This window comes from Bernardetia sp. MNP-M8 (assembly GCF_037126285.1).
Taxonomy (GTDB): Bacteria; Bacteroidota; Bacteroidia; order Cytophagales; family Bernardetiaceae; genus Bernardetia.
In genome coordinates, this window is sequence record NZ_CP147012.1 from 1,437,774 (window position 1) to 1,450,221 (window position 12,448).

Below are 12,448 nucleotides of genomic sequence, written 5' to 3' on the forward strand. Positions count from 1 at the left end.
CTATTTAATAATTTCACCACTTTTTTTAGAATAACGAACAAGCTTACCGTTCTCATCTTTTTTGCGACCGATACGAGTAGCTTTGCCAGAGGCATCTACATGCGCTACGTTGCTGATGTGAATAGGAGCTTCCATTTCGATGATACCACCTTCTGGATTGTTAGCAGACGGTTTAATATGCTTCTTAACCATATTAATTCCTTCTAAGATAACACGTTGCTCACTAACTTTTACCTCAGTAATTGTTCCTTGTTCGCCTTTGTGGTTGCCCGCAATTACGATTACGTTGTCTCCCCTCTTTACATGAAGTTTGACAGATTTTTGAGTGTTTTTCTTTTTCATAATCCGTAAGGATTTGTACAATTAGTACATTAGTGTCTAACACTTAATAATTTAAAGAAGACTTTTTAACAATTTAATTATCAATTTGTAATTGCAAATTAATAATTTAGTTGATATTAAAGTACTTCGGGAGCTAAAGAAACAATTTTCATGAATCTTTTATCTCTTAGTTCACGTGCCACTGGACCAAAAATACGAGTACCACGAGGCTCATTTTGAGCATTTAGTAATACTGCTGCATTTTCTTCAAAGCGAATATATGAACCATCTTTGCGGCGTATCTCTTTTTTGGTACGCACTACGACTGCTTTCGAAACTGCACCTTTCTTAATATTTCCAGAAGGGATTGCAGATTTAACAGAAACGACAATTGTATCTCCTACAGAAGCATAACGTTTCTTTGTACCGCCTAATACACGAATACATAAAACTTCTTTTGCTCCAGAGTTGTCAGCAACTGCTAAACGACTTTCTTGTTGAATCATCGCTCAATAATAATTAGAGAGTGAAACGATGTGCTACTAAAATTGATTATAAATGAATAACCAAAAAAAGTAACGTTATTTTTAGATTGATTTGTTTTAATAGATTAGTTAAAATCTTTTAAGACAAAACTAGAAAGGCTTTTTATTGTAGTTTTTATTAAAAACACATACAATTACTTAGCACGTTCTAAGATTTCGACCAAACGCCAACGTTTAAGTTTGCTCAATGGTCTTGTTTCCATAATACGAACACGGTCTCCGATATTAGCAGTATTGCCTTCGTCGTGTGCCATGAATGTAGAAGTTTTCTTCACAAACTTTCCGTATAATGGGTGCTTCACTTTACGTTCTACCGAAACAGTGATTGTAGATGTCATTTTATTACTTTTGACAATTCCAATACGTTCTTTACGGCTTGCACGCTCAGTGTTTTGTACTGTTGGTTGTTGTTCCATAGTCAGAATACTGTTAGAAATAATTACTCAATATGATAATAAGTAATTACTTAGATTTAGCAATTTTTCTTGCTGTTTGTTCAGTTTTTAGACGAGCTACCATACGTTTTGCATCTCTTATACTTGAAGGGTTCTCAATTTGAGAAATAGCGTGGCTAAATTTCAAGCGTTGAAGAGCAGTTTGTTGTTCAGCTATTTTAGTAGCTAAGGCTGCGTCATCTAGTCCTCTGATTTCTTCTTTTGTTTCTTTAATTGTCATAACTTTTTTGAAATAAGGGTCGGTTAAGATGTTTTAGATTTACCTTAATCGTTACTTAGGTTTATGCTTCGTAATCAATACGAGTTACAAATCTAGTTTTGATTGGTAATTTTTGAGCTGCAAGGCGCAATGCTTCACTAGCTGTTTCTTTATCTACACCCGAAATTTCAAAAAGCACTGTACCTGGTACGACAGGAGCTACCCAATATTCAGGAGCACCTTTACCCTTACCCATACGAACCTCTGCAGGTTTTTTGGTAATTGGTTTGTCAGGGAAAATGCGAATCCAGACCTGACCTTGACGCTTCATTGCACGAGTAACGGCAATACGAGCTGCTTCAATTTGACGTGAAGTAATCCACGCTGGCTCCAAGGCTTTGATACCGAAATCACCAAAATCCACCAAAAAACCACGTTGAGCAATACCTCTAGTACGACGTACTTCTTTATGACGTTTACGAAACTTGGTGCGCTTAGGCTGTAACATAACTCCTTTTGCGTTTAATGGTCTTTAAAAAGATAAATTTGAAAATGATTTTTGAGAAAAACGAATAATTGAATTATGAATTAATCTTACAAAATCAAATCTTTTCAAAATATCAATTATGAATTACGTTTTTATTCTGTTCTTTTTTTCATTCAGAGACAAACAACAAAAAAAGCTTTCTTTTAAAGGATAGATTCGGATTAGGAATCTTAACCTTTTCAAAAAACTTAATATAATGTAGTTCTTTCTACAATGAGTAAAAGAAGTGAGATTAAATTACGCTTTTCAAATCCCTTTAGTATTTAATAAATACTTTAGATGCTATGTGAAACAGATTCACACGTATTGGATTCTTTCTCAAAAAATTCTTTAATAGTAATCTTAATTAAAAGATTTTTTTATTAGTATATTCTAACAGCTTTTTCATTGTGGAATGAAGAAAAGCTCAAGAAAAGCGATTTTGAAAAAGGACTTGTACGCAAATGAACAACTTATTTTGCCATTAAATGACAACAATTTGTTCACGTATAGTATCCTTTAGGGAATGCAAAGGTACAAATAATTTACAGACTTCCAAACAGTTAGTATAAAAATTCTCAATTATTTTAGATTATTTCTCTGTATGGGGAACTTTTATACAAATAGGTTGAATAGGAATGCCAAATATATGAAGGAAAACACAAGAAATAGGCTTTGTTAAAATGACGGAATGTTACTACATTTGCTGAAATAAATTTGTATTATGCTGAATGATAGCATTACACAAAAAAGTTAACCTGTTATAATTATATAGACACTCAATAATGTTATTTAATTCAATTGATTTTGCAATTTTTTTGCCAGTAGTATTTATATTTTATTGGTTTATAACATATAAAAGTCTAAACCTCCAAAACTTTCTAATAGTAGTTGCGAGTTATTTATTTTATGGTTGGTGGGATTGGAGATTTTTATTGTTGATTATCTTTAGTACTGTTGTTGATTATGTTATTGGGCAAGGATTAAAAACTCAAGAAAATCAATATAAAAGAAAAGTATTATTAAGTATAAGTGTTTTAGTTAATTTTGGATTGCTAGTTTTTTTTAAATATTATAATTTTTTTCTTGATAACTTTATTACTGCATTTTCATTTTTAGGTACAGAAATAAAGATTACCTCATTAAATATCATTTTACCTGTTGGAATTAGTTTTTATACTTTTCAAACTTTGAGTTACACAATTGACGTTTACAAGCGAAAACTTGAGCCAACAAGCGACTTTATTGCATTTTCAGCATTTGTTAGCTTTTTTCCTCAATTAGTTGCAGGGCCAATTGAGAGGGCAACCCATTTACTTCCCCAGTTCTATAAAAAGCGCAATTTTGATTATTTGAAAGCAGTTGATGGTATGCGCCAAATTCTATGGGGTTTATTCAAAAAAGTTGTAATTGCTGATAATTGTGCAGAATATGCAAATCTCATTTTTAATAATTCAACTGAATATTCGGGAAGCACATTGGTACTTGGTGCTCTATTCTTTACTTTTCAAATTTATGGTGACTTTTCAGGATATTCTGATATTGCAATTGGAACGTCTAGGCTTTTTGGTTTTGATTTAATGCAAAATTTTAATTTTCCTTATTTTTCAAGAGACATTGCTGAGTTTTGGAGAAGGTGGCATATTTCCCTTTCTACTTGGTTTAGAGATTATCTTTATATTCCTTTGGGTGGCAGTCGTGGCAGTAACTGGGCAAAGATTAGAAATGTATTTATTATTTTTATTGTAAGTGGGTTTTGGCATGGTGCAAATTGGACGTTTATTATTTGGGGAATACTAAATGCTGTTTATTTTCTACCTCTTTTGCTGACCAATATTAATCGAAATAATTTAGAGATAGTAGCAAAAGGAAAACTTTTACCAAGTCTAAAAGAATTATTTTTCATGCTCTCCACATTTGCTCTTACCGTTTTTGCTTGGATATTCTTCAGAGCTGAAAATATTGGACATGCCTTTTCATTTATTCAAGACATGCTAATTGGTCTTATGACAAAAAGTGGATATGTTCAAACAATAAACTTAGTTCATTGGCAAATTGGATATGAAGTTTTGTTTTTAGTGTTAATTTTTATTCTAATGGAGTGGGCAGGAAGAGAGGGGCAATACGCAATTTCAGATATAGGTATGAAGTGGAAGCGTCCATTCAGATATGCCCTATATTACTTAATTATAGCTGCAATTTATTGGTTTGGTGGCAATGAGCAACAATTTATTTATTTCCAATTTTAATTATGAAACAGTTTGTCAGAAGGTCTATTTTATTTTTTATTCCATTAATTTCCGTGTTATATATAAGATCAATCTACCTACTAATTAGTGATGAATATAAAAACATTGTTGCAGGTAATGAAATTTATATATCTATCAAAAAAAGTAAGCAGAAATCAAACAAAAAGATTGTACTTATTGGCGATAGCGTTGGGAATCAACTATTCAGTAACAAGAACGACCATGATTCAATAAATTCGTTAGCTTCTAATCAAGCGATTGGAGTGATTGGTCAATATCTTTTACTAAATAATTATCTCAAATCAGGTAACAAACCTGAGAGGGTTTATATGATATATAATCCATTTAGTTTTCAAAATAATCTAAATCAAATTTTTACTTTTCATTATTTCTTAAAGCCATTTTATAAAGATGAATATGTAGATGTGTTTTCTAATACTGTAATAAATCAAATAGATAAAATACCGTTTTCTAATTTTTGTCGTGAACCATACATATTAACGTCAAACTGGAGTCCTAATTTTAATTCCGATGATAGTATTGATTATACTTTTTTATCTCCTATTTCAAAAGAATACTTAATTAAAATAAATAAATTATGCACTACAAACAATATAAGTTTCTACATTATACCAGCACCAACTAAAGTGTCTAATAAAAGAGTAGTACAACGTTTTAATAAAAAGGAAGTTTTAGGATTATCTTTAGAAAATGAATTAACTTATTATTTAAGTAATATTGGTTACTTTCCTGATAGTTTATTCTTAGATTATGTGCATCTAAAAGAACCTGAAAACTTAAGAAGTTATATTTTGAATGAAATGAACCAAATAAAACAACATCAAAAGTGAATTTTAAAGAAATAATTGAAGAGATATACTACAAAATTAAAAATTTAGAAGATAAAGGAAATGTAGCTTCTTATATTCCTGAACTAGCAACTATTGATTCAGAAAACTTTGGAATATATATTTCTACGCTTGACCAAAACAACTTCGGTATTGGAAACTGGGAAGATAAGTTTTCTATTCAAAGTATTGCTAAAGTATTATCATTAGTTTTAGCGTATCGAATGGTAGGTGAAAAAATCTGGACTCGGCTTGGTGTTGAGCCTTCTGGAAATCCATTCAATTCTCTTACTCAACTAGAAGTAGATAATGGAATACCTAGAAACCCGTTTATAAATGCTGGTGCAATCGTAATTTATGATATTTTGATTAGCCATTTAGAAAACCCAAAAGAAGATTTTTTGGGTTTTGTAAGAAGTATTTCTAATAATACAGAATTAAACCCCTGCTGTCGCTCATAAAACCATAAATGCCGTCGCTTGGCTTTGCCGAGTGACTTATATGTATTCGGCATCCTGCCATGTATTTGTATTTTGCTATTTTACACTGACAATCACAAACCAAAAAACTAAGTAAAACAGACTACACAAAAAGCACACAAATCAAAAACTTTTAATTGTGTGATTCAAAAAAAAGACGATTCAAAATAGAATCGCCTTTTTTGTTAAGTTTTAATTGAGAGTTAAGATTTTACTCTTTTATAAATTTGATTGTTTCTACTTCACGTCCATTATTTACACTCAGAATATACATTCCTCTTGCAAGTTTAGAAATATCAAGAGTGGTATTTTGCTTACCAAGCGAAGTACGTATCATTTCTGAACCAGTTATGCTATATACTACCAATTCAGAATTAACTCCAAAGTAACCTAACTTAACATTTAATAAAGAACTTGCAGGATTTGGATAAGCAACAAAAGCAAAATCTGCACTTGTAGAAACTACATCAGTCTGAGTAGTTACCGAACTAGCTTGTGCTTTGTTAAAGGTTGCTTTATTAGCAGAGTTAATTACTACTGTATAATCTTCTACTTCACCATAAGAGAATGTTTCACAAGGAGTAGAATTTGCATTATATTTCATTGATACACGCATACGAGTTGCGCCACCTAATGCAGACGAAGGGACTGTAAACGAACCACTTACTTGTGTACTTGTTGTACGGCTAAGCGTATAAACAGCTTCTCCTGCATCGTCAAAATCTCCATCTTGGTTATAATCAACCCATACATCGTAGGCTTCACTATATGTTCTACTAGCCCAAGCAGGATTAATTGTAATTGTATAGCTACTTCCTTTTGCTAGTGTAGTAGAAAGGTTTGTAAAATCTGCATATCCACCGTTTGCACCAGAGTTGTTATCAATAGAACCTAAGCGTACACGCTGAATCCACTCATCAGAAACACTATTTCCTTTAGATACACAGTAATTTAATGCTGGAGGTGCAGAAGTTGTAACAAAAACACTTGAAGAGTATTCACTACTAACAGCTGAACAGTTTGCACGTACCTGAATTTCATAAGCTGTAGAAGCTGCTGCTCCTGTTACATTAAGAGAAGTAGAAGTACTATTAAAAGAAGACCAGCTTCCTCCACCAGTGCGTACACGTACATCATAAGAAGCTGCACCACTAACTGCTGACCAAGATGCTGTAAACGAGCTAGATGTAACTGCTGAAGTAGCTAAACCAGTAGGAAGACCACAAGAAGGTGTTGAGCCTTTAGGAATATTTACAGTATAATCTTCAACTTCGCCATACGTGAAAGTTTCACACGCAGTTTGTGCACCATTGTATTTCATAGATACTCTCATACGTGTTGTACCAGTAGCTGCATTTGAAGCAATATTCAATGTACCAGATACAGCAGAATTACTTAATGAACCTGCATCAAAAACTAGTTCGCCAGCATCGTCAAAATCCCCATCTTTATTGAAATCAACCCAAATTTTCCAGTATTCATTATAAGTGCTTCCAGAAAAACCAGGAGTAAGTGTTAAAGCATTTGCACTTCCTTGTTCTAAGGTTACAGTTGTAGAAGTTCTGTCTGCATAACCACCATCATTTCCACTCGTGTTGCTGAAAGAACCAATTTGTACTCCTGCAATCCATTCGTAAGAACTATTATTTCCTTTTGAAACACAGTATGTTGGAACTACTACACCACCAGTTGTAGTAAAGGTAGCACTTGAAGAATATGCACTTGAAGAAGCAGAACAATTTGTACGAACTTGGAATTCGTAGTTTGTATCTGCTGTAAGTCCTGTTAAATTTCTTGAAGTAGAAGTATTACCGTTTAAGTTTGTCCAAGTAGTTGTTCCTGCCTGACGAAAACGAACATCATAGTTTGCTGCTCCACTTACTGTATTCCAGCTAAGTGTAGCTGTTGTATTAGCAATATTTGATGAATTTAGTCCACTAGGAACGGCACAAGTTGTAGGGTTTGTTCCACCTAAATCAACTCCAGATACAATTAATGAATAAGCTTGTGCGCCTGATTGTAAAGAACCTTTATGCGAAACTGTAATTGTATAAGTTTGTCCAGCTACTGGATTAGCAATATATACTTTTTCTACATTATCTCTAAAGTTATCGCCTTTTGTAGCTGCACTATTTGGTGATGCTGGATTCAATACCCAAGGAAAACTTGTACTTCCCCCTCCTGTTACACGCACATCTAGGTCGTTTACAAGCATAACAGCTCCATTATCTACTTGATTACCCGAAACTGGTGTACCTTTAGGGTCTGTCCAACAAACAGTAACTTCTAAAGGAGCAGAACTTGTTGCAGTTACTTGTAATGTATATGTTCCGTTATTTGCTAATGTTTTTTCATCGATTACCGAACTTGTTCCTTTACTTGTAATAAGGTTTACAGCTTTTTCAGCATTTAATAATCCCCAACCAAAACGATAATCTGGTCCATCTGCACTACCTGCTTCGTCAGCTGTATGAATAGCCAAACCTCTCAAAGTAGCAGAACGCATAAAGTTGCCACTATTTAAGTTTTTGTAATGTTGTTGGATAAGCAATAGTGTTCCTGTTACATTAGGACTTGCCATTGATGTACCTGATTTTGTATTGTATGATGTATTTCCAGAACTTGACGTAGAATACACGCTTACACCACAACCTGAAATATCTGGTTTGATACGTCCATCATCTGTTGGCCCCCAAGAGCTAAAACTTGACATATTTACACTATTCGCTCCTGTATAATTAGTTACAGCAGAAACGGCTGCCACCACAAGTGCATTTTTTGAAGTAGCAAATCCAGTTACTAAATCATATCCACCTTTACTTGTATTATAACTTCCTCTATCATTACCTGCTGCTTTTACAGGGAGATAATAAGGTGCGTTGTAAGTAATTTCATCCCATGTAGCAGCTTGTTCATCATAATACCCAAATTGATAGGTAGAAAGAAATTGTGCTCCATATCCGTAAGAGTGATTTGAAAGAATTAATCCTTGTGCTGCTTGGCTTGTTGCTTCTGCCTCATCATTATTCCATTCGTTTGCCCAAAGGGTAGCCTGATGTCCCATACCTTTTGCATTTGTATTTACACCAGCTGCCATCATTGTACCTGCTACATGTGTAGCATGGTCATTGTTACCATTGGCAGAGGTAAAAGGTACACCATCTTTTTGAGTAACTCTTCCTCCAAATTCTTGGTGAGTAGCACGTATAGGACCACCATCCCATTCTCCCACAATCATTCCCTGTCCGTTCAAATTTAACCCTAAACTTCCTCCTGACCAAACTTTATCAGCACGAGTAGTTTTGGCAGCATTTAGATTGCTAGAGGTTACATAATATACTGGTTTTCCAAATCTATCTATAAATTGCAATTCGGCTACTCTTCCGTCTTTCAATGTTTGAAATACTTTTAATCCTTTCTTTTTAGCAAAAATAATTGCTTGCGCTTTACGCTGCTCATAAAGTTTAGTTTTGGTTGCAGCAATTTCTTTTAATTTGGTAACATTTGTTTCTGAAAGAATTTTGACTTTTTCCTGTTGATTTTGTCCGTAAGCTGTAAAGCTAAGCCCTACCAGCAAGGTTGCTAAACCTAATTTTTTTCTGAGTTGCATAATAATAATTTTGTAAAGGGGTAAAAATGCTTAATTAAAGTCTGTTTTAAATTTATGTTAAATGAAACAGTATTTCAATCCAGTCTAACTGGTGTATGAAATATTAACTTGCTGCAATTATATACATAAAAAACTTTAAATACAACATTTTTTAAAATTTAATTCTACAAAATCTATTTTTTACAGAATATTACACAAACCTCTTTACTTCTATTAAAATTAATATAATTATTTTTTGATTGATTTTTTAAGCATCTTTATAAATTATTGTTTTCTATTAATTGAATGATATTTTATTACCTATAAAGCTATTTTTTCAGCCTATTCTTATAATTTTCCGATTTATATCGAAATAAAAATTTGCATAATATTAATATCTCAGATTTAATGAACACGATAAAATTTATTATTTAATAAAATTGAATTCTTTAATAGAATACTTAATATTGCTGTAGTAATGCTAAATAAGATGGTAATAATAAAAAAACTACTTTAATGTGCTATTTATCAGAATTTATAACTAAATTATGAAAATGATAAATATTAGGATATGTTTAAGAAAATCAATACTTAACTATCTACGTGTCAAAACCTTTAACCTAAACAAAAAATTGATTTTCAGTAAGTGCCTTGTTTATATATAGCTATAAACTAAAAAAAACTTCTATTTTTTAGTTAGAAAGATAAAAATCCACAAAAAAAGGATACAGAATCATAAAAATTCTATATCCTTTTTTGTTTTACTTTGTAATTCAACAGACTGGGAAGTCTGTTATACAAAATAAAATTAATTCAAATACTTCGGCAAAGTAGCTTCAAATTCTTCTTTTGCATCATCTACTGAAAGCCAAATATTTCCATCTACTTGACATACTTTTTCAGCAACTACGCTTCCAAGATTTGAAAAGTCTACATTATTAGTTTTGAGTAGTGTTTCAAACTCTTCTTGTTTTTCTTTAGAAACCGAAACAACAACTCTACTCTGACTTTCTCCAAACCAAAAAGCATCTTTACGTACTTTATGAGAAGTAGTCTTGACAGAAAAACCTAAGTTTTTACTGGCTGCCATGGCTGATTCTGTAAGTGTTACGAAAAGTCCACCGTCCGAAACGTCATGAGCAGAAACAATAAGTTTGTTTTTGATAAGTTCTAAAATCGTTTTTTGTAATCTTGATTCTTCTTCCAAATCTAGGAAAGGCGCAGGAGAGGCTTTGTATTTATGGTACGAATACAAATATTCCGACGAAGAAATATCATTTCTTGATGTTCCTAATTGATAAATAATATCGCCTTCATTTTTGAAATCAAGTGTCATTTTGAGATTAATATCTTCCAAAAGCCCCAACATTCCGATTGTTGGAGTAGGAAAAACAGGACCTTCATCAGAAGATTGATTATAAAAACTCACATTTCCCCCTGTTACAGGTGTTTTGAAAACTTCACAGGCTGCTTTCATACCTTTTATCGCTCCCACAAAATGCCAATATACTTCTGGAATATATGGATTTCCAAAATTCAAACAGTTTGTAATCGCAACAGGTTCTCCACCACTACAAACAATATTTCTTGCAGCTTCCGAAACAGCTATCATTGTTCCTTTTTCTGGATCTGCATTGACATAACGAGAATTACAATCTACCGAAATAACGATATTTTTATTTGTTCCTTTTACATTTACAATGGCTGCATCAGAAGGTTGATTTGTAGATGTATTTGCCGTTCCAACCATAGAATCGTACTGTTCTGAAATCCAACGACGAGAAGCAATATTTGGATGACCAATTAAAAATTTAGCAATTTCAGGAAGTTTTTCGTCTTCAGGTTCTTCTATTTCATCAATTTGAAACTGTTGGAATTCACTAAAATAAGCAGGTTCTGTATATTCTCTGTGATAAACTGGTGCGCCACCTCCCAAAACCAAATCATCGGCAGGAACATCAGCCACTAATTCATCATTTACATAGAATTCTAGTCGTTTTGAATCTGTAACTACTCCAATTTGAGCGCAATTCAAATCCCATTTATCAAAAATAGCTTGCAATTCGGCTTCTTTTCCTTTTTTGATAACAATAAGCATACGTTCTTGTGATTCTGAAAGTAAAATCTCAAAAGGCTGCATATTTTTTTGTCTTGTCGGAACTTTATCTAAATAGATTTTCATTCCGTGTTCTCCTTTTGCGCTCATTTCGGAAGTCGAACAGGTAATTCCTGCTGCTCCCATATCCTGAATTCCTATCAAATGACCTGTTGCAATGGCTTCTAAAGTTGCTTCTAAAAGTAATTTTTCTTGGAAAGGGTCACCTACCTGTACGGCTGGAAGATCTTTTATAGAATCATCTGAAATATCTTTTGAGGCAAATGAAGCACCATGAATTCCATCTTTTCCTGTGGCAGAACCTACAATATAAACTGGATTTCCTACTCCATACGAAATAGCAGAAGCTATTTTATCTGTTTCTACAATTCCTGCCGAAAAGGCATTTACTAAAGGATTTACATTATAACACTCATCAAAATAAACTTCTCCTCCTACTGTCGGAATTCCAAAGGCGTTTCCATAATCTCCAATTCCTTTTACAACACCACGAACAAGCCATTGTGTTTTGGGAGAAGTAAGATTACCAAAACGAAGTGAATTGAGTTGAGCGATAGGTCTTGCTCCCATCGTAAAAATATCTCTATTTATTCCTCCTACTCCTGTTGCAGCACCTTGATACGGCTCTAAAGCAGAAGGGTGATTATGCGATTCAATTTTGAAACTACACGCCAAACCATCTCCAATATCTACCAAACCAGCATTTTCTTCTCCTGCTTCTACAAGCATTCTATCTGATTTTTTTGGAAGTGTTTTGAGCCAAACGATAGAGTTTTTGTAAGAACAATGCTCTGACCACATCACCGAAAAAATACTTAGTTCGGTAAAATTGGGAGTTCTACCTAAGATTTCTTCAATTTTGGTAAATTCTTCTGCTGTAAGTCCAAGTTTTTGTGCTGTTTCGGTTGTCGTGATTTCCATATTATTTTTGACAAGTTGTAAAAACGAATGAGTATCAAATTGGTTTATTTATCAATATGCAAAAGTAACAATTTTTAGAGAGTTTGAATAACCTAATTCTAATCAAATTTGGATTCTGAAGAAGTTATTATAAAAAACAGTATAATTTGAATTAGGTATTCTTTCAGTTATTTTGAATTTTTCAAAACAAGTTTGTAATA

Annotated in this window: 10 protein-coding genes; 3 read left to right on the forward strand and 7 right to left on the reverse strand. The window is 32.9% G+C overall.

All coding sequences use genetic code 11. The features are described from left to right. The 5 genes from rplX to rplP form a co-directional block, all read right to left on the reverse strand. A complete protein-coding gene (gene rplX / locus V9L04_RS05955; protein WP_338793170.1) occupies positions 1-342 on the reverse strand; it encodes a 50S ribosomal protein L24 in 342 nt (113 codons plus the stop codon). 116 nt (positions 343-458) lie between these two features. After that, positions 459-827 (reverse strand): 50S ribosomal protein L14, encoded by a 369-nt coding sequence (gene rplN / locus V9L04_RS05960; RefSeq protein WP_014798369.1) that lies wholly within the window; start codon positions 825-827, stop codon positions 459-461. A 173-nt stretch (positions 828-1,000) separates the two neighbouring features. Then, positions 1,001-1,282, reverse strand: coding sequence for a 30S ribosomal protein S17 (gene rpsQ, locus V9L04_RS05965; RefSeq protein ID WP_338793171.1), 282 nt, complete (start codon positions 1,280-1,282; stop codon positions 1,001-1,003). A 46-nt stretch (positions 1,283-1,328) separates the two neighbouring features. Continuing rightward, complete coding sequence (gene rpmC, locus V9L04_RS05970) at positions 1,329-1,541, reverse strand: 50S ribosomal protein L29 (protein ID WP_338793172.1); 213 nt, start codon at positions 1,539-1,541, stop codon at positions 1,329-1,331. Positions 1,542-1,602: 61 nt separating this feature from the next. Further along, positions 1,603-2,028, reverse strand: a complete 426-nt coding sequence (gene rplP, locus V9L04_RS05975) for a 50S ribosomal protein L16 (RefSeq protein ID WP_338793173.1) — start codon at positions 2,026-2,028, stop codon at positions 1,603-1,605. Between the two features lie 803 nt (positions 2,029-2,831). Between rplP and V9L04_RS05980 the strand changes: the two genes are divergently transcribed. From V9L04_RS05980 to V9L04_RS05990, 3 genes are read left to right on the forward strand one after another with little or no spacing between them, the layout of a single operon-like run. Further along, a complete protein-coding gene (locus V9L04_RS05980; RefSeq protein WP_338793174.1) occupies positions 2,832-4,295 on the forward strand; it encodes an MBOAT family O-acyltransferase in 1,464 nt (487 codons plus the stop codon). Between the two features lie 2 nt (positions 4,296-4,297). After that, positions 4,298-5,146, forward strand: a complete 849-nt coding sequence (locus tag V9L04_RS05985) for a hypothetical protein (RefSeq protein WP_338793175.1) — start codon at positions 4,298-4,300, stop codon at positions 5,144-5,146. Then, the gene (locus V9L04_RS05990; RefSeq protein ID WP_338793176.1) at positions 5,143-5,604 is read left to right on the forward strand and encodes a glutaminase; all 462 of its coding nucleotides are present in this window, start codon (positions 5,143-5,145) and stop codon (positions 5,602-5,604) included. Before V9L04_RS05985 ends, V9L04_RS05990 begins: the two co-directional genes overlap by 4 nt. A gap of 229 nt (positions 5,605-5,833) precedes the next feature. On the opposite strand, the gene V9L04_RS05995 is transcribed toward V9L04_RS05990, so the two are convergent. Together V9L04_RS05995 and purL are read right to left on the reverse strand one after the other, a co-directional pair. Next, a complete protein-coding gene (locus tag V9L04_RS05995) occupies positions 5,834-9,232 on the reverse strand; it encodes a GEVED domain-containing protein (RefSeq protein WP_338793177.1) in 3,399 nt (1,132 codons plus the stop codon). Between the two features lie 787 nt (positions 9,233-10,019). Continuing rightward, entirely contained in the window at positions 10,020-12,248 is a 2,229-nt protein-coding gene (gene purL / locus V9L04_RS06000; protein WP_338793178.1) for a phosphoribosylformylglycinamidine synthase subunit PurL, read from the reverse strand. Positions 12,249-12,448: the final 200 nt, after the last annotated feature.

Excerpts from the sequence above, each read along its gene's own strand:
- rplX (WP_338793170.1), bottom strand. The coding sequence starts at position 342 with ATGAAAAAGAAAAACACTCAAAAATCTGTCAAACTTCATGTAAAGAGG.
- rplN (WP_014798369.1), bottom strand. The coding sequence starts at position 827 with ATGATTCAACAAGAAAGTCGTTTAGCAGTTGCTGACAACTCTGGAGCA.
- rpsQ (WP_338793171.1), bottom strand. The coding sequence starts at position 1,282 with ATGGAACAACAACCAACAGTACAAAACACTGAGCGTGCAAGCCGTAAA.
- rpmC (WP_338793172.1), bottom strand. The coding sequence starts at position 1,541 with ATGACAATTAAAGAAACAAAAGAAGAAATCAGAGGACTAGATGACGCA.
- rplP (WP_338793173.1), bottom strand. The coding sequence starts at position 2,028 with ATGTTACAGCCTAAGCGCACCAAGTTTCGTAAACGTCATAAAGAAGTA.
- V9L04_RS05980 (WP_338793174.1), top strand. The coding sequence starts at position 2,832 with ATGTTATTTAATTCAATTGATTTTGCAATTTTTTTGCCAGTAGTATTT.
- V9L04_RS05985 (WP_338793175.1), top strand. The coding sequence starts at position 4,298 with ATGAAACAGTTTGTCAGAAGGTCTATTTTATTTTTTATTCCATTAATT.
- V9L04_RS05995 (WP_338793177.1), bottom strand. The coding sequence starts at position 9,232 with ATGCAACTCAGAAAAAAATTAGGTTTAGCAACCTTGCTGGTAGGGCTT.
- purL (WP_338793178.1), bottom strand. The coding sequence starts at position 12,248 with ATGGAAATCACGACAACCGAAACAGCACAAAAACTTGGACTTACAGCA.